The organism is Cupriavidus laharis, assembly GCF_914271435.1.
In the GTDB taxonomy this organism is placed as follows: domain Bacteria; phylum Pseudomonadota; class Gammaproteobacteria; order Burkholderiales; family Burkholderiaceae; genus Cupriavidus; species Cupriavidus laharis.
The window spans coordinates 250,491-275,102 of sequence record NZ_CAJZAI010000005.1; the positions used below are offsets into that span (position 1 = coordinate 250,491).

The 24,612-nt window shown below is 66.3% G+C and carries 25 protein-coding genes; 10 read left to right on the plus strand and 15 right to left on the minus strand.

All coding sequences use genetic code 11. The features are described 5' to 3' along the window. Window positions 1-133: 133 nt before the first annotated feature. A complete protein-coding gene (gene gcl, locus LDO29_RS13265; protein WP_224080245.1) occupies window positions 134-1,918 on the minus strand; it encodes a glyoxylate carboligase in 1,785 nt (594 codons plus the stop codon). A 406-nt stretch (window positions 1,919-2,324) separates the two neighbouring features. Here gcl and LDO29_RS13270 point away from each other — a divergent pair, with 406 nt between their 5' ends. Next, window positions 2,325-2,951 carry a hypothetical protein gene (locus tag LDO29_RS13270; protein WP_224080246.1) on the plus strand — a complete coding sequence of 209 codons (627 nt, stop codon included), beginning with the start codon at window positions 2,325-2,327 and terminating at the stop codon, window positions 2,949-2,951. Between the two features lie 12 nt (window positions 2,952-2,963). On the opposite strand, the gene LDO29_RS13275 is transcribed toward LDO29_RS13270, so the two are convergent. Continuing rightward, complete coding sequence (locus tag LDO29_RS13275) at window positions 2,964-4,178, minus strand: M20 aminoacylase family protein (protein WP_224080247.1); 1,215 nt, start codon at window positions 4,176-4,178, stop codon at window positions 2,964-2,966. A gap of 30 nt (window positions 4,179-4,208) precedes the next feature. Next, window positions 4,209-5,501, minus strand: coding sequence for an MFS transporter (locus tag LDO29_RS13280; RefSeq protein ID WP_224080248.1), 1,293 nt, complete (start codon window positions 5,499-5,501; stop codon window positions 4,209-4,211). 345 nt (window positions 5,502-5,846) lie between these two features. Between LDO29_RS13280 and LDO29_RS13285 the strand changes: the two genes are divergently transcribed. The 3 genes from LDO29_RS13285 to LDO29_RS13295 all read left to right on the plus strand — a co-directional run bounded on the left by LDO29_RS13285 (window position 5,847) and on the right by LDO29_RS13295 (window position 8,149). Continuing rightward, on the plus strand, window positions 5,847-6,797 hold the full coding sequence (locus LDO29_RS13285) for a LysR family transcriptional regulator (RefSeq protein ID WP_224080249.1): 951 nt from the start codon (window positions 5,847-5,849) through the stop codon (window positions 6,795-6,797). A gap of 64 nt (window positions 6,798-6,861) precedes the next feature. Then, window positions 6,862-7,773 (plus strand): LysR family transcriptional regulator, encoded by a 912-nt coding sequence (locus LDO29_RS13290; RefSeq protein ID WP_224080250.1) that lies wholly within the window; start codon window positions 6,862-6,864, stop codon window positions 7,771-7,773. A 22-nt stretch (window positions 7,774-7,795) separates the two neighbouring features. Further along, window positions 7,796-8,149 carry a DUF2784 domain-containing protein gene (locus LDO29_RS13295; RefSeq protein ID WP_224080251.1) on the plus strand — a complete coding sequence of 118 codons (354 nt, stop codon included), beginning with the start codon at window positions 7,796-7,798 and terminating at the stop codon, window positions 8,147-8,149. 84 nt (window positions 8,150-8,233) lie between these two features. On the opposite strand, the gene LDO29_RS13300 is transcribed toward LDO29_RS13295, so the two are convergent. The 6 genes from LDO29_RS13300 to LDO29_RS13325 form a co-directional block, all read right to left on the minus strand. Continuing rightward, entirely contained in the window at window positions 8,234-9,067 is an 834-nt protein-coding gene (locus LDO29_RS13300; protein WP_224080252.1) for a crotonase/enoyl-CoA hydratase family protein, read from the minus strand. Window positions 9,068-9,139: 72 nt separating this feature from the next. Beyond that, window positions 9,140-10,801, minus strand: a complete 1,662-nt coding sequence (locus LDO29_RS13305) for a long-chain-fatty-acid--CoA ligase (protein ID WP_224080253.1) — start codon at window positions 10,799-10,801, stop codon at window positions 9,140-9,142. 75 nt (window positions 10,802-10,876) lie between these two features. Next, window positions 10,877-11,662, minus strand: coding sequence for an enoyl-CoA hydratase-related protein (locus LDO29_RS13310; protein ID WP_224080254.1), 786 nt, complete (start codon window positions 11,660-11,662; stop codon window positions 10,877-10,879). A gap of 31 nt (window positions 11,663-11,693) precedes the next feature. After that, window positions 11,694-12,494 carry an SDR family oxidoreductase gene (locus tag LDO29_RS13315; protein ID WP_224080255.1) on the minus strand — a complete coding sequence of 267 codons (801 nt, stop codon included), beginning with the start codon at window positions 12,492-12,494 and terminating at the stop codon, window positions 11,694-11,696. 474 nt (window positions 12,495-12,968) lie between these two features. Continuing rightward, complete coding sequence (locus tag LDO29_RS13320) at window positions 12,969-13,661, minus strand: GntR family transcriptional regulator (protein ID WP_224080340.1); 693 nt, start codon at window positions 13,659-13,661, stop codon at window positions 12,969-12,971. Window positions 13,662-13,708: 47 nt separating this feature from the next. Next, on the minus strand, window positions 13,709-15,112 hold the full coding sequence (locus LDO29_RS13325) for a C4-dicarboxylate transporter DctA (RefSeq protein ID WP_224080256.1): 1,404 nt from the start codon (window positions 15,110-15,112) through the stop codon (window positions 13,709-13,711). A gap of 404 nt (window positions 15,113-15,516) precedes the next feature. On the opposite strand from LDO29_RS13325, the gene LDO29_RS13330 reads away from it, so the two are divergent. After that, complete coding sequence (locus LDO29_RS13330) at window positions 15,517-16,770, plus strand: allantoate amidohydrolase (RefSeq protein WP_224080257.1); 1,254 nt, start codon at window positions 15,517-15,519, stop codon at window positions 16,768-16,770. Between the two features lie 59 nt (window positions 16,771-16,829). Continuing rightward, the gene (locus LDO29_RS13335) at window positions 16,830-18,098 is read left to right on the plus strand and encodes a M20/M25/M40 family metallo-hydrolase (protein WP_224080258.1); all 1,269 of its coding nucleotides are present in this window, start codon (window positions 16,830-16,832) and stop codon (window positions 18,096-18,098) included. A 64-nt stretch (window positions 18,099-18,162) separates the two neighbouring features. On the opposite strand, the gene LDO29_RS13340 is transcribed toward LDO29_RS13335, so the two are convergent. Further along, complete coding sequence (locus LDO29_RS13340) at window positions 18,163-18,693, minus strand: MarR family winged helix-turn-helix transcriptional regulator (protein WP_224080259.1); 531 nt, start codon at window positions 18,691-18,693, stop codon at window positions 18,163-18,165. Window positions 18,694-18,755: 62 nt separating this feature from the next. Between LDO29_RS13340 and LDO29_RS13345 the strand changes: the two genes are divergently transcribed. Continuing rightward, complete coding sequence (locus LDO29_RS13345) at window positions 18,756-19,232, plus strand: carboxymuconolactone decarboxylase family protein (RefSeq protein WP_224080260.1); 477 nt, start codon at window positions 18,756-18,758, stop codon at window positions 19,230-19,232. Then, window positions 19,232-19,684: a GNAT family N-acetyltransferase gene (locus tag LDO29_RS13350; protein WP_224080261.1), complete on the plus strand. Its 453-nt coding sequence runs from the start codon at window positions 19,232-19,234 to the stop codon at window positions 19,682-19,684. The genes LDO29_RS13345 and LDO29_RS13350 overlap by 1 nt, the downstream gene beginning before the upstream one ends. A gap of 33 nt (window positions 19,685-19,717) precedes the next feature. Here LDO29_RS13350 and LDO29_RS13355 read toward each other — a convergent pair whose 3' ends face one another. Further along, window positions 19,718-20,311: a GNAT family N-acetyltransferase gene (locus LDO29_RS13355; protein WP_224080262.1), complete on the minus strand. Its 594-nt coding sequence runs from the start codon at window positions 20,309-20,311 to the stop codon at window positions 19,718-19,720. A 141-nt stretch (window positions 20,312-20,452) separates the two neighbouring features. Here LDO29_RS13355 and arsC point away from each other — a divergent pair, with 141 nt between their 5' ends. Continuing rightward, entirely contained in the window at window positions 20,453-20,812 is a 360-nt protein-coding gene (arsC, locus tag LDO29_RS13360) for an arsenate reductase (glutaredoxin) (RefSeq protein ID WP_224080263.1), read from the plus strand. 83 nt (window positions 20,813-20,895) lie between these two features. Here the strand turns inward: arsC and LDO29_RS13365 are convergent, their stop codons facing one another. From LDO29_RS13365 to LDO29_RS13375, 3 genes are all read right to left on the minus strand, one after another. After that, window positions 20,896-21,123 (minus strand): hypothetical protein, encoded by a 228-nt coding sequence (locus LDO29_RS13365; RefSeq protein ID WP_224080264.1) that lies wholly within the window; start codon window positions 21,121-21,123, stop codon window positions 20,896-20,898. A 185-nt stretch (window positions 21,124-21,308) separates the two neighbouring features. Next, window positions 21,309-21,956 (minus strand): 3'-5' exonuclease family protein, encoded by a 648-nt coding sequence (locus LDO29_RS13370; protein ID WP_224080265.1) that lies wholly within the window; start codon window positions 21,954-21,956, stop codon window positions 21,309-21,311. Window positions 21,957-21,979: 23 nt separating this feature from the next. Then, on the minus strand, window positions 21,980-22,630 hold the full coding sequence (locus LDO29_RS13375) for an MBL fold metallo-hydrolase (RefSeq protein WP_224080266.1): 651 nt from the start codon (window positions 22,628-22,630) through the stop codon (window positions 21,980-21,982). A 260-nt stretch (window positions 22,631-22,890) separates the two neighbouring features. Between LDO29_RS13375 and LDO29_RS13380 the strand changes: the two genes are divergently transcribed. Then, window positions 22,891-23,637: a septal ring lytic transglycosylase RlpA family protein gene (locus LDO29_RS13380; RefSeq protein WP_224080267.1), complete on the plus strand. Its 747-nt coding sequence runs from the start codon at window positions 22,891-22,893 to the stop codon at window positions 23,635-23,637. Window positions 23,638-23,703: 66 nt separating this feature from the next. Here the strand turns inward: LDO29_RS13380 and rsmI are convergent, their stop codons facing one another. Continuing rightward, window positions 23,704-24,603, minus strand: a complete 900-nt coding sequence (rsmI, locus tag LDO29_RS13385) for a 16S rRNA (cytidine(1402)-2'-O)-methyltransferase (RefSeq protein WP_224080268.1) — start codon at window positions 24,601-24,603, stop codon at window positions 23,704-23,706. Window positions 24,604-24,612 lie beyond the last annotated feature (9 nt).

Below are 24,612 nucleotides of genomic sequence, written 5' to 3' on the forward strand. Positions count from 1 at the left end.
ACTTGATGTTCTTGTCGTTCCCGCGCATACCCAAAGGGCACGTGGGCGGGAACCCAGTGGCTTGAAAGAAAGACGCTGGATCCCCGCGTGCGCGGGGATGACGTGCTGGTACTGCAAGGGGGCGGGAAGGGTCTTACGCCGTTTCCACTTCTTCGTTCAGGATGGCTTCGTCGCCTTCCTCGATATCCTCGATCGGCTCGAACTCGTTGATGTTGTCGATCTCGGTGCCCATCGCGATATTGGTCACGCGTTCCAGGATCACTTCCACGACCACCGGCACGGAGAACTCGGCCATCAGGTCGCGCGCTTCGGCAAAGGCCGGGGCGATGTCTTCCGGCTTGAACACGCGGATCGCCTTGCAGCCCAGGCCTTCAACGACCTTGACGTGGTCCACGCCATAGCCGTTCAGCTCGGGCGCGTTGACGTTGTCGAACGCGAGCTGCACGCAGTAGTCCATTTCGAAGTTGCGCTGCGCCTGGCGGATCAGGCCGAGGTAGGAGTTGTTCACCACCACGTGGATATACGGCACCTTGAACTGCGCAGCCACGGCCAGTTCTTCGATCATGAACTGGAAGTCGTAGTCGCCCGAGATGGCCACCACGTCCGAGTTCGGCGATGCGGTCTTCACGCCGATCGCGGCCGGGATGGTCCAGCCCAGCGGGCCGGCCTGGCCGCAGTTGATCCAGTGGCGCGGCTCGTTGACCGACAGGAACTGCGCCGCGGCGATCTGCGACAGGCCGATCGTGCTGACATAGCGCACATCGCGCGGGAAGTACTGGTTCATCTCGCGGTACACGCGCTGCGGCTTGACCGGCACGTTGTCGAAGTCGCTCTTGCGCTGCATGGTGCGGCGGCGCTTCTGCACGTCGGCCACCCACGACTTGCGGCACGGCAGTCGGCCGGCCATCTTCATTTCGCGGGCGACTTCGACGAACAGCTCCAGCGCAGCCTTGGCGTCCGACACAATGCCCAGGTCCGGACCGAACACGCGGCCGATCTGCGTGGGCTCGATATCGACGTGCACGAACTTGCGGCCCTTGGTGTAGACATCGACGCTGCCGGTGTGGCGGTTGGCCCAGCGGTTGCCGATGCCCATCACGAAGTCCGAGGCCAGCAGCGTGGCGTTGCCGTAGCGGTGCGAGGTCTGCAGGCCGACCATGCCGGCTTGCAGCGGGTGGTCGTCGGCCAGCACGCCCCAGCCCATCAGCGTCGGCACCACCGGCACGTTGACCAGCTCGGCGAACTCGACCAGCAGGTCGGAGGCGTCAGCATTGATCACGCCGCCGCCGCAGACGATCAGCGGGCGCTCGGCCGCGTTGAGCATGGCGATGGCCTTCTCGATCTGGGCGCGCGAGGCGGCCGGCTTGTACGGTTGCAGCGACTGGTAGGTCTCGGGATCGAATTCAATCTCGGCGACCTGCACGTCGAACGGCAGGTCGATCAGCACCGGGCCCGGACGGCCGGAGCGCATGATGTGGAAGGCTTGCTGGAACACCTGCGGCACCAGCGCCGGCTCGCGCACGGTCACGGCCCACTTGGTCACGGGCTTGGCGATCGACTCGATATCGACGGCCTGGAAGTCTTCCTTGTACAGGCGCGCGCGCGGGGCCTGGCCGGTAATGCAGAGGATGGGGATCGAATCCGCCCAGGCCGAGTACAGGCCGGTGATCATGTCGGTGCCGGCGGGGCCCGAGGTACCGACGCAGATGCCGATATTGCCCGGCTCGGCGCGGGTGTAGCCCTCGGCCATGTGCGAGGCACCCTCGACGTGGCGGGCCAGCACGTGGTGGATGTTGCCCGACTTGCGCATTGCCGAGTAGAACGGGTTGATCGCCGCGCCCGGCACGCCGAACGCCGTGGTCACGCCTTCCTTCTCCAGCACCGCGATGGCCGCGTCGATCGCTCTCATCTTTGCCATGATCTTGTCTCCAGTTGGGGTGGGTTTTCCGTTGGAGTCGATCCTATTCCCGCAGCGGGTGTGGGATAAAGGGAAGGGAGATCAGTTGATTCGATACCTGGAGTTTTGAATATGGCCTTGGAAGGCGCGATGGACGGTCGCCGGCCGTTCCGTGCTCGCACGGATTCCAGATGAGGTGTGACGTTCCGGATACGCCGGGATGCTACCCGCGACGTGCGGCAACGGCGACAATGGCGGGATTGGCCTTGCCCGCCCAGACCCGCTCCTGTCTCGCTCCATGTACTCCCGGCTACCGTCCACCTACGAATTGCTCGAAGCCCTTGCCGCCGCACCAGCGCCCGCGCCCGTGCCGGCGTCTGTCAGCCGGGATAGCGCCACCTCATGGGCACAGCGGTCGGGGCGCGGCTTGTGGCTGGGATTCGTCATCACGCTGGCAGCAACGCTGCTGGCCGCCGCCGGGCTGGCAATCTGGCGGCTGGTGCTGAAGCATCCGCTGCCGCCGTGGTCCATCCGGCTGGCCGAGGCGCTGCTGGTGCTGTCCGCCGCGTGCTACGCCGGCGCCGGGCTGATGCGCCTGCCGGGCGTGCTGGCAATCGTGCGCAACCCGCTGCGCTGGCAGGCCAGCCAGATGGACCTGGACAGCGCGATCGAGAACTCACTGCTGCGACGGCTGGGGCGCATTCATCCGCTGCAATTGCAGGCGCGGCAACGGCGGGTGGCTTTGCAACTTCGGTTATGGGAAGGGATGGCGCGCACAGTCGGCCTGCTGCTTGCGCTGGCGCCCGCGGCGCTGGTGCTCGTGAGCGGACTACATCCGCTGCCGCTTCAGGCTGAGATGAAGGGATCCCTGCTGTGGCTCTACGCCGTGATGGTGGTCGTGGGTGCCGCGTTCTACCTGTACGTGCATGTGCAATGCAGCCGGCCGTTGCGGCGGCTGTTGCATGTGCTGGGGGAAGCGGCGGAGATCAATGCGCGGCTGGGTGCGCGGCGCACCGGGCCGGCTCCATCGACCGAGCCGGCGCCCGCGCAGTAAGAGGGGGTAGTTTCAGTCTGCCACCAGGAACGTCTGCGCCAACCTCACCCAGGCCGCCGCACCGAGTGGCAGCACAGCGTCATTGAAGTCATACCCGGGGTTGTGCACCATGCACCCGCCGAACTCGCCCTCGCCGTTGCCGAGGATCAGATAGCACCCCGGCACCGCATTCAGCATCCACGCAAAATCCTCGCTGCCGTTCAGCCCCTTCGGCGCCTGCGTGACCACGTTTTCCGCGCCGACAAGCTCTGAACACACACGCTGCGCAAGCTGTGTCTCGGCTTCGGCATTGACCATCGGCGGCGTGAGCTGTCGGTAGTCGATCTGCGCGTCCACGCCATGCGCCTGAGCCGTCAGCGACACGATCTCGCGGATGCGCTGTTCCACCAGCGCACGTGTTTCAGGTCGTGCGGCGCGCACGTTCAGGCCGATCGTCACGGACTCGGGAATCACGTTGTGCGTGGCGCCACCACGGATGAAGCCGACTGATACCACCGCGGTGTCATCGGGCGCGACATTGCGTGCCACCACCGTCTGCAACGCAGTGACGATGGCCGCCGACGCAGCAATCGGATCGCGCGCACGGTGCGGCATCGCGCCGTGGCCGCCTATGCCCTTGATGGTGACATCGGCCACATCGGACGACAGGCTGACCGGCCCCGGCAGCACGCGGAAAGTACCAGCCGGCACGCCCGGCATGTTGTGCAGCGCGAACACCGCGTCGCACGGGAAGCGCTCGAAGAGTCCGTCCTCGATCATCGCGCGCGCGCCGCACAGGTTTTCCTCGTCGGGCTGGAAGATCAGGTTCAGCGTGCCGTCGAAATCGGGATGGTCGGCAATCGCCTTCGCAGCAGCGAGCAGGATCGCAGTATGGCCGTCATGGCCGCACGCGTGCATCTTGCCGTGCAGCTGGCTCGCATAGGGCAGCCCGGTGGCTTCGATGATCGGCAGCGCATCCATGTCGGCGCGGATGCCGAGGCGACGCTTGCCTGTGCCGCGCTTCAACTGCCCGACCACGCCGCTCTTGCCGATGCCGGTGTGAACCTCGTAGCCCCATTCGGTGAGCAGCGTGGCCACGAGCTTGCTGGTCGCGCCGACCTCGAAGCCGAGTTCGGGTTGCGCATGGATCTGGCGGCGGATGCCGACGAAGGTCTCGGCGTCGATATCGATATTCGGCAGCAGGTGCGGCAGGTACTGGAAGGGCTTGAGCGTGGGTGCGCGGGTCATGGATCGGGTCTCCGGAAGAATAAGGGGGAATCAGTGCGCGCGGCGTTCGCGGATGCTCAGCACGGCGATCAGCGTGATGACACTGCAGACCAGCATGTACCAGGCCGGCGACAGCGGGTTGCCGGTGCGCGAAAGCAGCCACGTGACGATGAACTGCGACGAGCCGCCGAATACGGTCACGCCCACGCTGTAGATCACCGACAGGCCGCTGGCACGCACGCTGGCGGGCAGCATTTCAAGCATCATCAGGAACATCGGCGTGGTGCCCAGGTTGATGCCGGCGGTCAGCAGCGCCGACAGGCACAGCACCAGCGGCACGCTCGGATGGGCGTTGATCAGCCAGAAGGCGGGATAGACGGCGAGCATGCTGAACACCAGCGACGCCACCACCAGCGGCTTGCGGTTCGTCAGACGGTCGGCCAGGCGCCCCGCGATCAGCGATACCACCGTCAGCGTAATCCCGGTCACGCAGCCCGACAGGAACGACAGCGACGGCGGCATCTTGAGCACACGGATCATGTACGTGGGCATGAAGAACACCACCAGGTACATCGTCGCGGTGCCGGCCGTGGTGGCCAGGATGCCCTTCACCACGGTGGCCCAGTGGTGACGGAACAGCTCGCCCAGCGGGCTCGGCGCGTGGGCGTCGGCCTGGTGCGTTTCATCGAGATTGGCGCGGATGTAAAGGCCCACCGGGGCGATCAGCAGGCCGACCAGAAACGGCAGGCGCCAGCCCCAGCTTTCAAGCGATTCCGTCGGCAGCAACGCATACAGCCCTGCACCGGTCAGCGCGCCCAGCAGGGCCGAGATGCCCTGGCTGCCGAGCTGCCAGCTCACGCGCCAGCCGCGGCCGCGCACGCCGCCGGCTTCCATCAGCATGGCGGTGGAGGCGCCGATCTCGCCGCCAAGCGAGAAGCCCTGCAGCAGGCGCCCGGCCAGGATCGTCAGCGAGCCGAACACGCCGGCCGACGCATACGGCGGCGCCAGTGCGATGCACAGCGTGCCCGCCACCATCAGGCCGATGGTCAGCGTCATGGCCGCCTTGCGGCCGCGACGGTCGGCATAGCTGCCGATCACCACGCCACCGAGCGGGCGCATCACGAAGCCGATGCCGAAGGTGGCCACGGCCAGCAGCAGCGAGCCATACGGGTTGTCGGATGGGAAGAACAGCTTGCCGATCAGCAGCGAGAAGAAGCTGTAGACGGTGAAGTCGAACATCTCCAGGGCATTGCCAAGGGAACAGGCGGCGATCAGGCGGAACTGGCTCTGGGTGCGCGCCGGCTTGGCTAGCGTGCCGGTAGCGGCGAGGGTGGCGTCGTTCATGCGGTCTCCACGAACTGGTGGGTGGGAGGCGCGCGCAGTGCCGGTCTGGTTCTTGCCGGCTTGTCGGAATCCGCGCTGCCCGTGGGGGTGGCCAAGGTTGCGGTGAAGTATTCAGGCAAACGCGGCAAGACAAAAAATCATATATTTTCATATTGATAACCAAATCGAATCACCGTCATAACCGGGTGTCGACTGGTATCCGGACAAGTACCAATCCTGGCGCCGGAACCCAGTGCCGATGCGGGAAGGCGGGAAAGTAGCGCCTGGCGCGCATAACGCACGCCCGCCCGCAATCCGGGCGCGTTGCACTGCACGCGGGCATGCCGCACAAGAACAAGGGAATCAATGAAGCTGCAACAACTGCGCATCCTGCTGGCCGTGGCCGAGCACGGCAGCATCCATGAGGCGTCGCGCGCGCTGCATATCTCGCAGCCTGCGCTGTCCAAGGCCATCGCGGAGCTCGAACGCGAACTGGGCGTCACGCTGATGTCGCGCTCGGTGCGCGGCGTGAGCCTGACGGCCTATGGCCTGGCGCTGGTCAAGCGGGCCAGCGTGGTGGAGCAGGAGTTGCGGCACGCGCTGGAAGACATCGAATCGATCCGCGGCCATGCCGAGGCTGAACTCAATATCGGCTTCACGGCGGTGGCTTCCAGCGGGCCGTTGCCGGATGCGATGGCGGCGTTCCGCCAGCGCTTCCCGAATGTGGCGCTGCGCGGCTTCGAGCTGCGTCCGCAGCAGATCCAGGAAGGGCTGCGCGAAGGGCGGCTGGACCTGGGGCTGATCTCCACCAACAGCGGTCCTGGCTCGGCCTCGTTCCAGTGGGAACCGCTGTTCTCGGTCGGCATGAAGCTGGCGGTGCGCACCGGCCACCCGCTGCGGCGTGCGCGGCGCCTGCGGCCGCTGCTCGATGCCGACTGGCTCGTGCTCGACCCGGTCGATGACGCCGGCAGCCCGCTCGCCAGCCTGATGCGCCTGCACCGGCTCGATATGCCGAAACGCGTGGTGCAGAGCGCATCGAACCTGCTTGGCCTGCAACTGGCGACCAAGACCGACCTGGTCAGCATGTGGTCGGATTTCGTCTTCTTTGGCACCGGCGGCCCGCTGCAACTGGTACGCGACGCGCTGACGCCGCTGCCGATCCAGGACGAGCTGCCCGATTTCCGCGTGTTCCTGGTCTACCGCTCGGTGGACCTGATGACCCACGTCTGCGCGGAATTTGTACGCGAGGTGCGTCATTGTGCCCGTCTGATGGACGAACCACTGGCCACCATGCGCAAGTCCCGATCCGCTTCATAAGTGCCGGCAAGGTGTCAGGCCGGCGCCGATGCCGCACAATGACGGGCAGGAGACGCAACACCCTATGGACAAACTCAAACAGATCGAAGCTTTCATCGCGGTGGTCGAGCACGGCAGCATGGCCGCCGCCGCGCTTACCCAGGACGTCACGCCCGTGATGATCGGGCGCCGCATCAACGCGCTCGAAGCCCGCATTGGCGTCAAGCTGCTGCACCGCTCGACGCGGCGCATCGTGGTGACCGAGCAGGGCGCCGTGTTCATGGAGCAGTGCAAGAAGGCGCTGGCCGACCTGGACCGCGCCGAGATGCTGATTGCCGAAGGCAAGCACAAGGCCACCGGCCACCTGATCGTGTCGGCCCCGGCCGCGTTCGGGCGCAAGCACGTGGCGCCGCATGCGCCGGCCTTCCTGGCGGCCAACCCTGAAGTGCAGATTTCCTTCAACCTGACCGACCGCGTGGTGGACCTGGTGCGCGAAGGGTATGACGTGGGCATCCGCATCGGCGGCGCCATCGACCCGAACTTCGTGGCGATCAAGCTCGCCACGAACAAGCGCGTGGTATGCGGCACGCCCGCCTACTTTGCGAAACACGGCGTGCCGCTCACGCTCGACGACCTGCAGCACCACAACTGCCTGGCCTTCAACCTGCAGGGCGGCCAGCAGCGCGGCTGGTACTTTCAGCAGAATGGCAAGACCGTGACGGTGCGCGTCAACGGCAACCTCGACTGCAACGACGGCGAGCTGCTGCACCGCTGGACCGGCGAGCACCTGGGCCTGGGCTGGCGCTCCACTTGGGAGATCCTGCCGCAGCTCGAGAGCGGCGAACTGGTCACCGTGCTCGACGAGTACGCATTGCCGGACTACGACATCCTCGCCGTGTACCCGCAGCAGCGCCCGGTGCCGGCCAAGATCCGCTTCTTCATCGAGCACCTGAAGGCGCAGTTCGCGCAGCCCGGCTACTGGACGGGGCGCGGCTGACCTGGGCGCGAGGAGGGTGGCGATGGCGGAGTGGCTGGCGGACCTGGTGGTCGTGGTCCATTTCCTGTTCATCGCCTTCGTGGTCGGCGGCGCGCTACTGCTGTTCCGCTGGCCGCGTGTGGCGTGGGTGCACCTGCCGGCGGCGGCGTGGGGGGTGTTCGTGGAGTGGTCGGGGCGGGTTTGTCCGCTGACGCCGCTGGAGAATGCGCTGCGTCGCGCGGCGGGGGAGGCCGGGTATGGGGGTGGGTTTGTCGAGCGGTATTTGTTGCCGGTGATTTATCCGGTTGGGCTAACGACGGAGATTCAGATCTGGCTGGGGGTGTTTGTGGTGGTGGTCAACGTGGTGATCTACGCGATCTGGTGGCGGCGGTCTTAGCGTTCATGTCGGGATGAGCTCTCTGTTTTCTCCCCTCTCCCGCGCAGTGGGAGAGGGGAGCACCCCAGGTGAGTTGGAAGTCGCTTAGCTGCGTGCCGCTTCAAACTGCGGTGCCCGCTTTTCCAGATTCGCGCGCACTGCCTCGCGTTGGTTCGGTGATCCCACCAGCTTGTCCTGTTCGACCGACTCGGCCATCAGGATCGCGGCGTTGTCGCCGCCCTCGACCACCTCCATCAGCCGCTTGGCAGCGCGGATGGCATCCGGGTTCTTCTGCGCGACCTGCCGCGCCGCATCCAGCGCGGCGGCGCGCGGGTCATCCACAACGCGCGTGGCCAGGCCCAGCTCGCACGCTTCGGTGCCGGTAACAACGCGGCCCGTGTAGACCAGCTCGCGCAGCAGGTCCGCGCGGATCAGCCCACGCGTCAGCACCATGCCCGCCATATCAGGCACCAGGCCCCACTTGATCTCCATGATCGAGAGCTTCGTGTCGGCCGTGACGAAGCGCACGTCCGCACCTAGCGCCACCTGCAGGCCGCCGCCAAAGGCCACGCCGTGCACGGCGGCGAACACCGGCACCGGCAGTTCGCGCCACACCATGCACGCATATTGCGGACGGTTCGAGATGCCATGCGTGCGCGCGGCAAGACGGCCCGGCCGGATGCCTGGGTCGCCGCCGGCGCCATTGCCGAGCATGCCGGCCATGCTCTCCATGTCCAGGCCGGCACAGAACGCGCGGCCTTCGCCCGAGAGCACCACCGCACGCAGGTCCGGGGTCTGCTTCAATTGCTCGCCGGTGGCGATCAGCGCGTCGAACATGGCGGGGTCGAGCGCGTTCATCTTGTCGGCGCGGTTGAGCCGGACGTCGGCGACGCCGTCCTCGATGGTCACGATGATGCGGTCGGTGCTGCTGGCGCTCATGCGCGGCTCCTTCTTTTTTCGTTCAGTGTTGGGGGGTGGCTGCCCGCGCCGCGACGGCACGGGCAGCGGGTCTTACGCCGTGCGCTCGTCTCGCGTGGTCGGCAGGACGTAGTTTCGATATTCCTCGCGCAGCTTCAGCTTGAGCAGCTTGCCGGTGGCCGTATGCGGCAGCGCATCGACGAACACCACGTCATCGGGTACCCACCAGCCCACCACCTTGCCGGCCAGGAAGGCGAGCAGCTCGGCGGACGTGACGTCTTGTCCGGGCCGTTTCACCACGATCAGCAGCGGCCGTTCCTGCCACTTGGGATGCGGCACGCCAATGACAGCAGCCTCAGCCACAGCCGGGTGGCTCATCGTCGCGTTTTCGAGATCGATCGACGAGATCCACTCGCCGCCGGACTTGATCACGTCCTTGGCGCGGTCCACGAGCTGTACATAACCTTCGGGATCGATATTCGCCACGTCGCCGGTATCGAACCAGCCATCGTTGTCGAGCGCGTCATGCTCGGCCTTGAAGTATCCCGACGCAATCCACGGTCCGCGCACCTTGAGTCGGCCGAATGCCTTGCCGTCATGCGGCAGCGCCCGGCCTTCGTCGTCCTCGATGCGCAGCGCCACGCCCCACAGCGCGCGGCCCTGCTTGAGCTTGACCTTGAGCTGCTCGGCTTCGCTGAGCGCGGCATGCTGCGGCAGCAGCGTGTTGATCACGCCGATGGGGCTGGTCTCGGTCATGCCCCAGCCCTGCATCAGCGTCGCGCCGAATTGCTTCTCGAAGCGCTCGATCATTGCCGCCGGTGCAGCCGACCCGCCTACGCCGGCCACGTGCAGCGCCAGGTCGCGCGGATTGATCTCGGGGTGCGCGTCCAGGTACTGGAACAGCATCAGCCAGACCGTTGGCACGGCGGTGGAGTAGTTCACGCGCTCGTCGCGCAGCAGGCGGTACACGCTTTCGCCGTCGAGATGCTGGGCCGGCAGCACCATCTTCGCGCCATTCATCGCGCACGCGTAGGGCAGGCCCCAGGCGTTGGCGTGGAACAGCGGCACGATCATCAGGATGCTGCTGGCCGGGCTCACGCCAAAGGTGTCGGAGCCGCTCGCCTTGAGGCTGTGCAGCACCGTGGAGCGGTGCGTGTACAGCACGCCCTTGGGGTTGCCCGTGGTGCCGGACGTGTAGCACAGCGACGACGCGGTGCGCTCGTCGAACTGCGGCCACTCGTAGTCCTCGCTGCAGCCGGCGAGCAGGTCTTCATAACAGAGCAGGTTGGGGATGCCTGCATCGGCCAGCGCCGCCATGTGTTCGGGGTCGGTCATGGCCACGTAGTGCCTGACCGTTTTCAGCTGCGGTGCCAGCCTGGCCACCAGCGGCGCGAAGCAGCTGTCGAAGCACAGCACGCTGTCTTCGGCATGGTTGACGATGTATTCGATCTGCTCGGGGAAGAGCCGCGGGTTGACCGTATGCAGCACGGCGCCGGAACCCGACACGCCGAAGTACATCTCGAGGTGGCGGTGCGTGTTCCACGCGAGCGTGCCGATGCGGTCGCCTTCGCTCAGGCCCAGTTTCGCGAGCGCGTTGGCCAGCCGTTTGGCACGGCGGTGCACCTGGTCGTAGTTGCTGCGTACCGTGCCGCCTTCCACTGTGCGCGAGATGATCTCCTGTTGCGGGTGGTACGCCGCAGCGTATTCGATCAGCGATGAAATCAACAACGGACGGTCTTGCATGAGGCCCAGCATGATGCGTCTCCTTGTGTTGTTCTCGTGATGCCCCGGGACGGCCATCCCGGGGGTGCTGCAAACGGCGACGGAGGGTCAGCGGCCCTTGAACTGCGGCGGCCGCTTGGCCACGAACGCGGCCACGCCTTCGCGGAAGTCTTCACTTCGGCAAGCCACCGACTGTTGCGACGCCTCGAGTTCGAGCTGCGCCGCCAGGTTGTTGCCCATGCTGGCGTTGAGCGCTTGCTTGATCAGGCCATAGGCGAGGGTCGGCATGTTGGCGAGGTGGTGGGCCATCTTGCTGGCCTCGGCCTGCAGCGCGTCGTCGGCGTGGACCTTCCACACCAGGCCGATACGCTGGGCTTCCTCCGCATCGATCTTCTCGGCCAGGATGGCCAGTGCACGCGCGCGCATCTCGCCGGCGTAGCGCGGCACGAAGTAGGTGCTGCCGGCATCGGGCACCAGGCCGATCTTCGAGAACGCCTGCAGGAACGAGGCCGACTTCGCCGCCAGCACCACGTCGGCGGCCAGTGCGATGCTCATGCCGGCGCCAGCCGCAACGCCGTTCACGGCGCTGATCACGGGCTTGGGCATCTCGCGCAGCGCTGTGATGATCGGGTGATAGCGTTCGCGCAGCAGCGCGCCGGAATCGGTCATCTCGCCACCGGCATTCTGACGGGCGGACAGGTCTGCGCCCGACGAAAAGCCGCGGCCCGCGCCGGTCAGCACGACGGCGCGCACCGACGCATCGGCAGCAGCGCGGTCCACGGCCGCGCCCAGTTCGCGCATCAGGTCGGCGTTGAGCGCATTCAGGACTTCGGGGCGGTTCAGGGTGATGGTGGCCACGCCTTCGCTGGCGTGATAGAGCACGAGAGACATCATCGTCAGGTTTCCTTCAGGAATTCGTTGGTGGTCACTTGGTCTTCAGGGCATCGGCGGAGGCGTCGCCCAGCTTGCTGCCGCCGTCGCAGTCGAGGATGGTGCCGGTCACGTAGCGCGCGTTGTCGCAGCTCAGGTACAGCGCGGCATCGGCGATGTCCTGCTTGCTGCCGTAGTCGCGCAGCGGCAGGCGGCCCTTGTAGCGGGCCTCCATCTCGGGCGTGGGCGCGAGGCGGGCCATGCCTTCGGTGTCCGCGATCGGGCCGGGAGAGATGCCGTTCACGCGCACGCCGGCCGGGCCCCATTCCATCGCCAGGCATTTCACCAGCATGTTGATGCCGGCTTTGGCCGCGCAGGCGTGGGCCTGGAACATCATCGCGTTCACGCCCTGCGGCGCGGTGATGGCGATCAGCGAGGCGCCGGGCTTGTTCAGGTAGTCGAATGATGCGCGGAACACGTTGAAGGTGCCGATCAGGTCGATGTCCACCACGGTCTTGAAGCCGTTGGCCGACATGCCGACCACCGGCGCCAGGAAGTTGCCGGCCGCGCCGGAGATGACGACGTCGATCGGGCCGAGCGTGTCGCGCGCCTGCTTCAGCGCCGCCTCCACGGCGGCGTAGTCGCGCACGTCGGCAGCGATGCCGATGGCGGTGCCGCCGGCATCGGTGATGGTGGCGGCGGCTGCCGCGATGCGCTCGGGATCGCGGCTGATCAGCGCGAGCCTGGCGCCGGCGCGGGCAAAGCTCTGTGCAATACCAAGGTTGATGCCGGACGAGCCGCCGGCCACGAAGACGGTCTTGCCGGCGAGCGCGTCAGGACGGAATGCACTGGACATGGGATTCCCTCTGTTGAATGGGTGAGCGAAGCAAGGCACCGGTGCGCGCAGCGTACCGGCGGTTCACGTAAAGGGAGCAGGGGAAGCAGGGCCAGGTTCAGCGCGACGCGCGCGTTGTCGGCCAGGTGTTGCGGCAGGGGTCGGCGTAGGCGCAAACGTGCATGGGTGTCTCCTGTCTTTAGTTATGGCTGGCTCGGGCCTGCGACATGCTAACCCGAAGACGGATTCCATTCATGCACGCCATGCGCAATGCCGCGCCGCAGCAGCGGAAATTATGTGGTGCCGCACGGCGGTGCGGCAACCAGCGAAGACAGGCTTCCAAAAAGAAAAAGCCCGCACACCGTTGCGGTATGCGGGCGGCCTGCCGGATGGATCAGGAAGGCGCAGTGCCCGTGAAGTGCGCCCCCGCGTCTTCACGAGCGGGGTCAATATTGCATCGCCGTATGCGGAAGCGCTTTGATCGGCGTCAACCAGTCAGGCAAGCAGCGCCGCAACCAGGTCCTTGCCGCGCGCCGCAGGTGCGCTTTCCTCGAAGTGCAGCGCGGCCTCGACGTGGTTGAGGTGGTCAACCATCAGCGCCACCGCGCGCTCGACATCGCCCGCGCGGGCGGCCTCGATGAACTCGCGGTGCTCGTCGGACGAACACGCCGCATCGCGCCGCGACTGGTAAAGCATGGTGATCACCGCGCTGCGCGCCGACAGCTCGTGCATCATCTCGGTCAGCACGCCGTTGCCGACTACTTCGGCCAGCACGATGTGGAAATCGCCGAGCAGCCGGGTGCGCGTCTGCGCGTCGATGCCTTCGATCGACTTGCGCTCGGCTGCCAGGTGCTTGTCGATGCGCTTGTAGTCGGCCGGGCGCGCCTTGGCGACAAACTCGCGCGCGAGCGCCGCCTCCAGGATGCGGCGCACCGCGAAGACCTCACGCGCCTCTTCGGCGCTCGGCTTGGCGACGAAGGCGCCCTTGTCCGGCACGATCTGGATGACCTTGTCCTTGGACAGCATCAGCAGCGCCGCGCGCACCTTGGTGCGGCTCACGCGGTAGACGCTTGCCAGGGCTTCCTCCCGCAGCTTGGTGCCCGGGGGCAGCCGGTGCGAGACGATCGCCGCGACGATGTCTTCGGCGATCGCTTCGGCGGTCATGTCGGGATCGATATGCTCGGGCATGGCTTGCATGGGCGCAGGGCCTGCGCGTTGGAGGAAATGCCGAGATTCTAGCGCCCCGCCGCGGGTGACGGCACAGGCGCGGTTGTGGCGCCGGTTGCATCGGCGGCATCGGCCATCGGCAGGCCTTCGTCCAGCTCGGTGGCCGGCATTACGCCGTTGAGCACGTCCTGCGCGCGGCCGCGGTCGATGTCCTTCTCCCAGGCGGCAACCACCACCGTGGCGACACAATTGCCGATCAGGTTGCCCAGCGCACGGGCAATGCCGATGAACCAGTCCACGGAGAGCACCAGCACCAGGCCGATGGCCGGGATCGCCGGGTGCGCCGACAGCGTCGCCGCCAGGATCACGATGGCCGAACCCGGGATACCGTGCGCGCCCTTGGAGGTGATCAGCGCCACCGCCAGGATGCCGAGCAGGTCGCCCATGGCCAGCGGCGTGTTGGTGGCCTGCGCAATGAACACGGCCGCCAGCGTCAGGTAGATCGAGAATGCATCCAGGTTGAACGAGTAGCCGGTCGGGATCACCAGGCCCACCACGGACTTCTTGATGCCCATGAATTCGAGCTTCTTCATCACTTGCGGCAGCACGCTGTCGGACGAAGCAGTGCCCAGCACCACCAGCAGCTCGGCGCGCAGGTAGCGGATCAGCTTGATCACGGAGAAGCCGCACAGGCGCATGATCGTGCCCAGCACCACCAGCACGAAGACGGTGACGGCGCCATAGAACAGCACTACCAGGAAGCCCAACTGCTTGAGCGAACCCACGCCGTACTTGCCCACCGTGAACGCCACCGCGCCCAGCACGCCCAGCGGCGCGAGCTTGATGATGAAGCCCATCATCTTGAACAGCGTGTGCGAAAAGGTGTCGATCAGGCTAACCAGCGGCTTGGCCTTTTCTCCGACCAGCGACAGCGCACAGCCGAACAGCACCGAAACCAGCAGCACCTGCAGCACGTCGCCGCTGGAGAAGGCGCCCATGATCGTGTTCGGGATCAGCTTGAGCAGGAAGTCGGCCGTGCCTTCGCTCTTCACCTTGGTGGCGTTCTCGATGTAACCGGCAATGGCCGAAGCATCGAGTGAGCGCGGATCCACATTCATGCCGGTGCCTGGATGGAAAACATAGGCCAGCAGGATGCCAAGCGCCAGCGCAATGGTGGTGACGATCTCGAAATAGAGCACTGCCTTGATGCCCACGCGGCCGACCTTCTTGAGCTCCCCCGCGCCGCAGATGCCGGCCACGACCACGCAGAACACGATGGGCCCGATCAGCATCTTGACCAGCTTGATGAAGGCATCGCCAAGCGGCTTGAGCTTGGCGGCGAACTCGGGGAACAGCATGCCGAGCACCGTGCCGATCACAAGGGCGATCAGCACCTGGCCGAACAGCGAGCGGGTAAAGCGGGTGTGGAGGCGGCCACCAGGGGCGGGGCGCGACTGGACTGCGTGCTGCATGGTTGTCTCCGTACCGGGTCGTTGCCTGGCGCTGTTCGCCGGCCCGCCCGTCATCTGATTCCAGGAATGCCTGCCGCCCGGTACTGCATTCACCACCTGGGCTGCCGGCCTGCCATTCAGGGGCGCGCCGTCGCGGACGCGTCACCTTCGCGGAATGCCCCCCTGTTGAGGCGGAATCCACGCAATCCGTTGTCCGGACCGGATTGTCCGCAGCGGATTGTCTGAACGTGGAACCGAATATAGTGCATATCATTTTTGTATGCAATTTTTGAATTCACTGTGCTACCATGAATCGCACAGAATAGAGCTTCGGCCCTGGGCGCCTTTCATCACGCAGCGCCCCGACTGGCGCCCCCGCCAGCCCGCGTGCCGCCGCTTCAAGTCCTTCCAGCAGGAGACAACGCATGGCAGCAAACCTGTCGCCGGCCGCAGACATCGGCACGCGCATCATGGCCTGGGCCCACGCCTTGGCCGTTCACACCGAGCAGCCTGGCATGCTCACCCGCACCTACCTGACCGAGGCCCACCACGGCGCCGCCGCACAGCTGACCGAGTGGATGCAGGCCGCGGGCATGACGGTGCGCCGAGATGCCGCCGGCAACGTGATCGGCCGCTACGAAGGGACGGAGCCCGGCGCCCCGGCGCTGCTGACGGGTTCGCATTTCGACACCGTGCGCGACGGAGGCCGCTTTGACGGCAACCTCGGCGTGATCCTGCCGATCGCCTGTGTAGCCGAATGGAACCGCCAGGGCAGGCGCTTTCCGTTCGCCATCGAGGTGGTCGGGTTCGCGGAAGAAGAGGGTGTGCGCTTCAAGGCCACGCTGCTGGGCAGCCGCGCGATTGCCGGCACCTTCGACAACAACGTACTGGGCAACGTCGACGACAGCGGCAAGACCATGCGTGAAGTGATGGCCGCAGCCGGCTTCGACCCGGCCGGCCTGCCTGCTGCTGCGCATGACCCCAAGAAGGTGCTGGCCTTCATCGAAGTGCATATCGAACAGGGTCCGGTGCTGCTCAACGAAGGCCTGCCGGTCGGCGTGGTGACCGCCATTTCGGGTGCGAGCCGCTTCATCATCGAACTTGAAGGCCTGGCCGGCCACGCCGGCACGGTGCCGATGGACATGCGCCGCGACGCGGCCATGGCGGGTGCCGAGATCGGCCTGTACATCGAGAAGCGCTGCGGCGGCAAGCCGGGCCTGGTTGGCACCGTCGGCCAGTTCAACGTACCCAACGGCGCCACCAACGTGGTTCCGGGCCGCGCGGTGTTCTCCATCGACATCCGCTGCGGCGACGACGCCGAGCGCGAGGCCGCCGTCAATGACGTGCTGGCCGAGATCGAACGCGTGTGCACACGCCGCAACGTGCGTGCGCAGGTGCGCAAGACGCACGAAGCCAAAAGTGTTCCCTGCGCCCCGTGGCTGCAGGAGCAATGGGCCGCCGCCATCGCCCGCCAGGGCGTGCCGGTACGCCACCTTCCCTCCGGCGCCGGCCATGACTCCATGGCCATTGCCGCGATTGCCGATGTCGCGATGCTGTTCGTGCGCTGTGGCAACGGCGGCATCAGCCACCACCCCACCGAGATCATGACCGCCGCGGACGCCGAATTGTCCGCACGCGTATTCACCGATTTCGTCGAGCACTTCCAGCGGCAGCAGTAAGCGCGATAACCCGCCTGGAACGCTTCCTGAAACGACAGCCCAATCCCTGAGAACAAGACATGACCGCACGAGACAATATGAACCCCATCGAGACCACGCTGACGACGTTCATCGACCGGCACCGCCCGCAGCAGGAAGCCTTCCTGGCCGAGCTGGTCAAGGTGCCCTCCGACAACCCGCCGGGCGACTGCGACGCCCATGGCAAGCGCGCCAAGGAACTGCTCGAAGGCCTGGGTTTCACCGTGGAAGCGCACAAGGTGCCTGACGAGCAGGTGAAGGCCGCCGGGATGATCAGCGCCACCAACCTGATCGTGCGCAAGCAGTTCGGCACGGGCGGCCCGGTCATCGCCATGAACGCCCACGGCGACGTGGTGCCGCCGGGCCTGGGCTGGACCAAGGACCCGTACGGCGGCGAGATCGCGGACAGCGAGCACGGCCCGGTCATGTACGGCCGCGGCGTCGCCGTGTCCAAGTCGGACTTCGCCACCTACACCTACGCCGTGCTGGCGCTGATGGAGGCCGAGAAGCAGGGCGCGAAGATCAACGGCGCGGTCGAGCTGCAGTTCACCTATGACGAGGAAACCGGCGGCGACATCGGTCCCAAGTTCCTGCTCGACAACAACCTGAGCAAGGCCGACTACGCCATCTCGGCGGGCTTCTCGTACGGCATCACGTCGTCGCACAACGGCTGCCTGCACGTCGAAGTAACAGTGAAGGGCAAGCAGGGCCATGCCGCCATGCCGCACACCGGCGTCGACGCGATCGAGGCCGCCACGCACATCCTGCAGGCTATCTACGGCCTGCGCGCCGAACTGGCCACCCGCAAGTCGAAGGTGCCTGGCATCGACACCGCCACGCTGAACGTCGGCCTGATCAAGGGCGGCATCAACACCAACGTGGTGCCGGATCTTGTGACCTTCCGTGTCGACCGCCGCATGATCCCCGAGGAAATCGGCTTCGACGCCGAAGGCGAGATCCGCGCAGTGGTGGAAAAGGCCGCCAAGGACCGTCCGGGCATCGAAGTGAAAGTCGAGCGCATCATCCTGGCCGAGCCGCTGTCGGAACTGCCGGGCGTGGAAAAGCTGATCGGCGCGCTGAAGAGCCGTGCGGAGTCCGTGTTTGGTGTGGATATCCCGGTGCAAGGCGTGCCGCTGTACACCGACGCGCGCCACTACACCAAGCGCGGCATCCCGACCGTGCTGTACGGCGCCGGCCCGCGCACGTTGATGGAAGCGCGCGGCCACAACTCGGACGAGAACCTGCGTCTCAATGACCTGAACCGCGCGACCAAGGTGGTGGCGCTGGCGCTGTCGGACCTGATGAAGTAAGGCTTCGGCGTCTCACCGCGAAGTCGGGGGCTCGCAGCGTTGCGGGCCCTTTCTTTTGGAGAGGTCACTCGCCCTCGACAGCCAAGGCCACCAGCCACTGCCGGATCACCTGCTCGTCAGCCTCGGTCAGTCCCGCGCGCAGGCGCGCTTCGTTCTCCTGCACGCGCTCGCGGCATTGCGCCAGCAGCGTCTTGCCGACCTCCGTCAGCACGATGTTCTGGATGCGCCCATGCACCGGATGCGGCTGGCGCTCGATGACGCCGGCCTTGTCGAGGTTGCCGACGATCACGCTGACCGTCTGCGGTGTCAGCACCGCCAGCCGCGCGAGGTCGGCATTCGACGCGCCCGGGTACGCCCCGATCATCGTCATCACCACGAACTGCGGCGGCGTCACGCCAAGGTCCGCGAGCGCGCGCTCCATGCGCAGCCGGTTGGCGGCGCCGGCCTGGCGCAGCAGGTAGCCCAGATGGCCGCTTTCCCCGCGCTTGCCTTCGCCGGGCGCTGGAATGGGTACGCCTTGTGCGCCGTCATTTGTGTGGCCAGAAAGGCCCGAAGCCCCCGCGGCCGGCACGGTCTTGACCCTGGTCTTGCGCATGATGTCAGTGCTCTTATATTATGTTCGTGCTCTGATATTATCACTGTCCAACGGAGGACCCAATGGCGAATACCCCGGCACGCATGGAATACCAGCAGTTCACCCAGACCGCTCCCGCCGTTTATGCCGCGCTGGCTGCGCTCAGCAAGGCGGTGACCGACTCCGGTTTGGACAAGTCTCTGGTGGAGCTGGTCAAGCTGCGGGTCTCACAGATCAACGGCTGTGCGTTCTGCCTGCAGTTCCACCTGAACATCATCCGCAAGCTCGATGTGGATCCGCGCAAGCTCGACCTGCTGGCCGCATGGCGCGAAGCCGGCGTGTTCAGCGACCGCGAGCAGGCCGCGCTGGGCTGGGCCGAGGCGCTGACGAACCTGTCAGGCCATGGCGCCGGCGATGTTGTCTATGCGCAGGTTCGCGAGCACTTTTCGGAGCAGGAACTGGCATTCCTGAGCACGTCGGTCGCCAGCATCAACTTCTGGAACCGGATCGCCGTGGGCTACCGCTTCACGCCGCCGCCAGCGGACGCTGGAGTCGCGTGATGAATACATTGATCGATGAAATCACCATAGATATTCGTTATGTCGATGATGATACCGAAGTGGCGGCGTGCTTCAGCCTGATGCGCCAGCTTCGTCCGCGCCTGGCAGACACAGCGGAGTTCATCGCACGCTGGCGCCGCCAACAGGCAGCCGGATACCGGCTGATGGCGTTGTGGGAAGGCGGCCGTCCGGTCGCCCTGGCCGGCTTCCGCTTGCAGGACAACCTGGTCCACGGCGTCCATTTCTATGTGGATGACCTCGTCACCGACGAGTCGGCGCGCAGCGGTGGGTACGGCGCCCGGCTGATGGACCGGCTCAAAGATGAGGCACGGGCGCTCGGCTGCACCAAGCTGGTGCTCGATACGCCGCTCACCAATGTGCTGGGGCATCGCTTCTACTACCGCAATGGGCTGCTGGCGTCCGCGCTGCGCTTCAATACCGACTTGACCTGAACTGAACGGAATGTGCCGATCCTTGTGGCCGTGTCAGCGTGACGCTGCGGCCTGGTCAGGCAGGCTTTCGTTTCCTGCACCAAGAGGCCGTTGCATCAGCACAGTATCGATCCACTGTCCGTGCTTCAAGCCGACGGCTTCCAGCCGTCCAACCGTCCGGAAACCCAGCCGCTCGTGCACAGCCAGCGATCCCGCGCCTTCGCCGCTGGCCGTGCAGGCGATGACCGCAACCATCTGCCGCCACGGCCCGGTCTCGCAGCGCGCGATCAGCGCTTCCAGCAGCGCCTGCCCCAGGCCTTCGCCGACATAGCGATGGTCGATGTAGATCGAGTCTTCGATCGCGAAGCGGTAGGCGCTGCGCGCGCGGTAGGACGACGCGTAGGCGTAGCCGAGCACCTCGCCGCCGCGCTCCGCGACCAGGTAGGGCAGGCCCTTGCGCAGGACTTCGGCCATGCGCAGTTGCATGTCATCCACGTTCGGCGGCGTTTCCTCGAATGAGGCGCGGCCGTGCAGGACATGATGGGCGTAGATGGCCTGGATCGCCGGCACGTCGGCGGGTCCGGCTTTGCGGATGGTGAAGGGCCTTCGCTGCGGACTGGCACTGGCCAGGTTCGGGGAGATCGTCATGGGGAGGGCTATGCCGCCATCGGCGGCAGTCGATGTGAGCGAGGGATTCAGCACAATGCATGCCCACAGCTGGCCAACAGGCTTGCACTGCGCTGGTGCACGTATATAGTGCGTGATTATTCGATAGGAAGGACACCTGCCATGATCACCATCTACCACAACCCTCGCTGCTCGAAATCGCGCGAAACGCTGGCCCTGGTCGAGGCCGCCGCCGAACGCCTCGGCGAACCGGTGGAGATCGTGGAATACCTGAAGTCGCCGCCGTCGCTGGCCACGCTGCGCCAGCTGCAGACCATGCTCGGCGTGTCCGCGCGGGAGATGATGCGCGACAACGAGGCGCCGTACCAGGAGCTGGACCTGGCCGATCCCGGCCTGACCGATGCCGAACTGCTGGCTGCCGTGGCCGACAACCCCATCCTGCTGCAGCGCCCGGTGGTCGTACGTAACCGCCGCGCGATCATCGGCCGGCCGCCGGAGAAGGTCGCCCCGTTGCTGGCCTGATCCGCTGTCCCCAGATAAAACCGGCCCCCAGCAAAGTGGGGGCCGGCCCGGTCAGTCAAGCTGGATAGCTTCAGGCGAGTCGTCTAATGAACACCCAGCCAGTGCATGGCCTCCTGACCGAAAGCGATGGCCGCCAGCACCACGAGCAGCACGACCAGCGTGACCGTGCTCACGTACAGGGTTGCCTTGGCGACTTCGGCATCCTCGTCCGAGGTGTGGCGGTGAGTGATTTGCGTGTCATTGCGCGCGGGATGCGGCCAATGGATCCGGCCGGCCAGTTCCCTGAAGTGCAGGTCGGTAGGAATACGCATGATCAACACCTCCTCGGCGGGAGCCGCGCAAGCCGGGCAACGTGATGGCACAAGCAGATGGCGTGATTGCGCATGGTCCGCGAATCGCAAGTCGTCAGGTTTCACCCGGTGCCGCCACCTGCATCTTTACTATAGCCGGGCTGGCCACAGATGCGAGCCCGCGCGCATACGCTGCCGCACGCGGCTCACGTCGCAGGAGCCTGAGGTGAGGGCTCGCTTACGGCAGAATCTCCTCCGGAAGCCAGTCTTGCTTCTCGTGCGCGCATTTCAGCGAGCATATTGCAGAACAAGGCGCCTTGTTCCAGCGCGTCGTCCAGGGCCACGTGGGTGTGGGGCAACGGGTCTTTCCACGCCTCCGGGAAGACCGGCTTGACCGTCTTGCGGTATGGCAGCCCGGTCAGCGCAAAGCCCAGCGTCTTGACGTCCAGTGCGGCCCAGCCGAATGGCGAGCGGCCGACGAAACGCATCATGTACCAGAACATCCACGTGAAATCGAAGCCGGCCGGAAATGCCACGAAGACAGGTTTGCCGGGCAGGTTCTCGACCCATTCGACATAGCGCAGCATCGCTTCCTCGGGACGCTGCAGGTCGCGGCGGCAGGCGGTCCAGGCTTCGGGCTGGGTTTCCCACCATTGCATCTGGACCGGGTGGCCCACGGCGCCAGGCAGGGTTTCCAGGTTGGCAGAGAACGTGCCCACCACGGTCTTGTCGGCCAGCATGGCGGCCGAGGCGAACGACAGCATCGAATGCGGCCCGGGAATCGGCCCGTCGGCCTCGATGTCTGTGCTGACGTAGATTTCCGGACGGGTATCGGGGGCTTGTCGCTTGGCCATGGCTTGCGGGGATGGCCTGTGGATCAGGCCGCGTCGATAAGGTGATCGGCGACGAACGGGTTGTTGCGGCGTTCCTCGCCAAACGTTGACACCGGGCCGTGGCCGGGAATGAAGGTCACGTCCTCGCCGAGTGGCCACAACCGCGTGCGGATCGAGCGCACCAGGTCCGCATGGTTGCCGCGTGGGAAATCCGTGCGGCCGATCGAGCCGGCGAACAGTACGTCGCCCACAACCGCAAGCCGGTTGGCGCGCGAAAAGAACACCACGTGGCCGGGCGTGTGGCCGGGGCAGTGATAGACCTCGAGCGTTTCGCCGCCGAACTGCACGGTATCGCCATCCTGCAGCCAGCGATCGGGCTCGAACACCTCGGCCTGGCCGAAGCCGAAGCGGCGGGTCTGTTCCGGCAACTGCTCGATCCAGAAGCGTTCGTCCTCGTGCGGGCCTTCGATCGGGATGCCGAGCTGGCGTGACAGCGCCGCGGCGCCTGCGCAGTGGTCCACGTGGCCATGCGTCAGGAAGATTTTTTCCAGCTCCACGCCCTGTTCCTTGACCGCGTCCAGGATGCGGTCCAAGTCGCCGCCGGGATCGCAGACGGCGGCCTTGCCGGTGTGTTCGTCGATCAGCAGCGAACAGTTTTGCTGGAAGGGCGTGACGGGGATCAGAAGGACTTTCATGGGTGTCTTGTCATGGGCCGCGACAGGCTCGGTCGCATGCGGCAGGGTGTGCCGGCATTGTAGCGCCGGCAGGCTCCGAGGCCCGGCGAAGGCATTTCGAGTGCATCTTAAGGCGCCTGCATCAGGGCATGACCCATCGGCCGGAAACCCGCACCAGGCGGTGGATTCCGGGGACTTGACGGGGCAATCGTGCGAGATCGCACATAATTCGTAACAAAATCAATGCTATAGCCGCAACAGTACAGTGTTAGACTCGCGCGATGAACTGGATTCTGCCGATCTTCTCCGGCTGGCAGCGGCTGGCAAGACTGGGCACATGCACCGCATGCGCCCTGGTGCTGGCCGCCTGTGCCACGCCGCCCGAAGGCGGCGGCTCTGCGGATGCCGGAACCTCCGGCGCGGTGCCGACCAAGTCTGCTCGCACGCCGAAAACTGCCAGGGCCGAGAAGCCCGACACCGGCAGCTGGAACCTGTTTGGTCTCGACCAGGACGACAGCAACCTGAGCGGCCGTTCGCTGGACGGCCTGCGCGCCGATATGGGTACGTTCGAGCAGCGCGGCATGGCGTCCTGGTATGGCAAGGGCTTCCATGGCCGCAAGACGGCCAACGGCGAGCGTTTCGACATGCGCGCGATGACCGCGGCCCATCCGTCGCTGCCACTCGACAGCTGGGTGCTGGTGCGCAACCTGCGCAACAACAAGGTGGCCGTGCTGCGCATCAATGACCGCGGCCCGTACCACGGCAACCGCGTGCTCGACGTGTCCTATGGCGCCGCGCGCCGGCTGGGTTTTGTCGACCACGGCGCCACCCAGGTGGAAATCCGCCGCCTGTCGCGCACCGAAGTGGCCGCGCTGGGTCCGCAGTTCGATGCCGGTGGCAATGAAGCCGGTGACGGCGCTGGCGATGACGATGTCGCCGTGCCCGAACTGGCCAACTCGCTGGCGCCCGGCAAATCCGGCAAGGCGTCCGCCAAGGCCAAATCCACGGCCAAGCGCAAGCGCCGCTGATGCGGAGCTTGCCGACGCATGCCGCCGCGCGCCTCGGTCCTCCCGTCTGACTTTCCCCGCTTTCCTTCAGCCTTCTGCGCGCTGCGCCAGCGCCAGCTTGTAAAGCGCATCAGTGCCCGCGCCGGTGATCGCGGCGGCCAGCTTGGCCGCGCGCTTGGCCGGCAGCTCCGCCAGCAGCAACGACAGCACGCGCTGCGCTTCGGCGTCGGGCGAGCCGTCATCGGCCGCACCGGCTGCGGCACCTTCCACCACGAGCACGAATTCGCCCTTGGCGCGCGTGGCCTCCGCCGCCAGCCATGCCGGTGTCTCGGCCACGGTCATCACCGGGGTCTCCTCGAACAGCTTGGTCAGTTCGCGCCCGACCAGCAGCCGGCGCGCGGGCGGCAGGCCGGCGGCCAGCGCTGCCAGCGTCTCGGCGATGCGGTGCGGCGCCTCGTACAGGACCCAGGCGTGGTCCAGCGCGGCCAGCGCGGCGATGGCCTCGGCGCGCGCCTTGGCTTTGCTCGGCAGGAAGCCGACAAAGGTGAACCGGCCCGCGCCGGTGTCGAGCATCTCGCCGGCGACCGACAGCGCAGCCACGGCGGCGCTGGGGCCGGGCAGCGGCACCACCGGCAGGCCCGCGGCGCGCACCGCCTCGACCAGCCGCGCGCCGGGATCGGATATGCCCGGCGTGCCGGCGTCCGACACGTAGGCAATGCGCTCGCCCGCGGCCAGGCGCTGCACGATGCGACCCGCAGCCTCGCGTTCGTTGTGCTCGTGCACGGCCACCAGCGGGCGCTGCAAGCCCACGCGCGACAGCAACTGGCCCGTATTGCGCGTGTCTTCGCAGGCAATGGCATCGGCCAGGCCCAGCACATGCAGCGCGCGCAGCGACAGGTCCGCCACATTGCCGATCGGGGTCGCCACGACGTACAGCGTGCCGGCCGGGTACGACTGGCCGGCCGCCAGCGAAATCCAGTCACTCATGAGAACTTC

Bases quoted from the DNA above. Each gene is read 5' to 3' on its own strand.
- gcl (WP_224080245.1), bottom strand. From the start codon at position 1,918: ATGGCAAAGATGAGAGCGATCGACGCGGCCATCGCGGTGCTGGAGAAG.
- LDO29_RS13275 (WP_224080247.1), bottom strand. From the start codon at position 4,178: ATGACCCGCGCACCCACGCTCAAGCCCTTCCAGTACCTGCCGCACCTG.
- LDO29_RS13280 (WP_224080248.1), bottom strand. From the start codon at position 5,501: ATGAACGACGCCACCCTCGCCGCTACCGGCACGCTAGCCAAGCCGGCG.
- LDO29_RS13285 (WP_224080249.1), top strand. From the start codon at position 5,847: ATGAAGCTGCAACAACTGCGCATCCTGCTGGCCGTGGCCGAGCACGGC.
- LDO29_RS13290 (WP_224080250.1), top strand. From the start codon at position 6,862: ATGGACAAACTCAAACAGATCGAAGCTTTCATCGCGGTGGTCGAGCAC.
- LDO29_RS13295 (WP_224080251.1), top strand. From the start codon at position 7,796: ATGGCGGAGTGGCTGGCGGACCTGGTGGTCGTGGTCCATTTCCTGTTC.
- LDO29_RS13300 (WP_224080252.1), bottom strand. From the start codon at position 9,067: ATGAGCGCCAGCAGCACCGACCGCATCATCGTGACCATCGAGGACGGC.
- LDO29_RS13305 (WP_224080253.1), bottom strand. From the start codon at position 10,801: ATGCTGGGCCTCATGCAAGACCGTCCGTTGTTGATTTCATCGCTGATC.
- LDO29_RS13310 (WP_224080254.1), bottom strand. From the start codon at position 11,662: ATGATGTCTCTCGTGCTCTATCACGCCAGCGAAGGCGTGGCCACCATC.
- LDO29_RS13315 (WP_224080255.1), bottom strand. From the start codon at position 12,494: ATGTCCAGTGCATTCCGTCCTGACGCGCTCGCCGGCAAGACCGTCTTC.
- LDO29_RS13320 (WP_224080340.1), bottom strand. From the start codon at position 13,661: ATGCCCGAGCATATCGATCCCGACATGACCGCCGAAGCGATCGCCGAA.
- LDO29_RS13325 (WP_224080256.1), bottom strand. From the start codon at position 15,112: ATGCAGCACGCAGTCCAGTCGCGCCCCGCCCCTGGTGGCCGCCTCCAC.
- LDO29_RS13330 (WP_224080257.1), top strand. From the start codon at position 15,517: ATGGCAGCAAACCTGTCGCCGGCCGCAGACATCGGCACGCGCATCATG.
- LDO29_RS13335 (WP_224080258.1), top strand. From the start codon at position 16,830: ATGACCGCACGAGACAATATGAACCCCATCGAGACCACGCTGACGACG.
- LDO29_RS13340 (WP_224080259.1), bottom strand. From the start codon at position 18,693: ATGCGCAAGACCAGGGTCAAGACCGTGCCGGCCGCGGGGGCTTCGGGC.
- LDO29_RS13345 (WP_224080260.1), top strand. From the start codon at position 18,756: ATGGCGAATACCCCGGCACGCATGGAATACCAGCAGTTCACCCAGACC.
- LDO29_RS13350 (WP_224080261.1), top strand. From the start codon at position 19,232: ATGAATACATTGATCGATGAAATCACCATAGATATTCGTTATGTCGAT.
- LDO29_RS13355 (WP_224080262.1), bottom strand. From the start codon at position 20,311: ATGACGATCTCCCCGAACCTGGCCAGTGCCAGTCCGCAGCGAAGGCCC.
- arsC (WP_224080263.1), top strand. From the start codon at position 20,453: ATGATCACCATCTACCACAACCCTCGCTGCTCGAAATCGCGCGAAACG.
- LDO29_RS13365 (WP_224080264.1), bottom strand. From the start codon at position 21,123: ATGCGTATTCCTACCGACCTGCACTTCAGGGAACTGGCCGGCCGGATC.
- LDO29_RS13370 (WP_224080265.1), bottom strand. From the start codon at position 21,956: ATGGCCAAGCGACAAGCCCCCGATACCCGTCCGGAAATCTACGTCAGC.
- LDO29_RS13375 (WP_224080266.1), bottom strand. From the start codon at position 22,630: ATGAAAGTCCTTCTGATCCCCGTCACGCCCTTCCAGCAAAACTGTTCG.
- LDO29_RS13380 (WP_224080267.1), top strand. From the start codon at position 22,891: ATGAACTGGATTCTGCCGATCTTCTCCGGCTGGCAGCGGCTGGCAAGA.
- rsmI (WP_224080268.1), bottom strand. From the start codon at position 24,603: ATGAGTGACTGGATTTCGCTGGCGGCCGGCCAGTCGTACCCGGCCGGC.